1 protein-coding gene is annotated in these 526 nt (G+C 43.3%); it reads left to right on the top strand.

Features of this window, described 5'->3' with window-relative positions; genetic code table 11:
• Positions 1–17: 17 nt before the first annotated feature.
• On the top strand, positions 18–526 hold a 509-nt coding region (locus HC175_RS17260), incomplete at its 3' end, for an ArnT family glycosyltransferase (RefSeq protein WP_209310051.1).

Below are 526 nucleotides of genomic sequence, written 5' to 3' on the forward strand. Positions count from 1 at the left end.
CCTTATTAGAAGAACGCATGCCTAATAAACAGAAATATCTCCTTTACATCCTGCTGGTTTGGGCCCTGATCTTCCTGGTACACCTGGACCTTATCTACGTTAATATTATGGAAGCCCGGAATTTTATCACCGCCCGGGAAATGGTGACCGCAGATCACTGGATCCTTACCACCATGAATGCTGAAGCCCGATATGAAAAGCCTCCGTTGCCCACCTGGCTCACTGCCTTAAGCGGAATGACCTTTGGATTTACAAGCCTTTTTGGAATGCGCCTGCCGGCTGTGCTGGTTACTCTCCTGTTATTGTTTACTTTTTACAGGTTCCTGCCAAAACTGAAACTTAGCCTGAAACACTCATTTTTGGCCACTTTAATTCTTGGTAGTTCGTTCTATATTATTTTTATGGGCCGCAACGGGCAGTGGGACATTTTCACCCATTCTTTTATGATGGTGGCCATTTATTTTTTGTGGAACTTTTTAAGCAGCGAAAAGAACCTGTTTAAAAATGCCATTTTTGGTGCGATATT

This window comes from Salinimicrobium oceani (assembly GCF_012037645.1).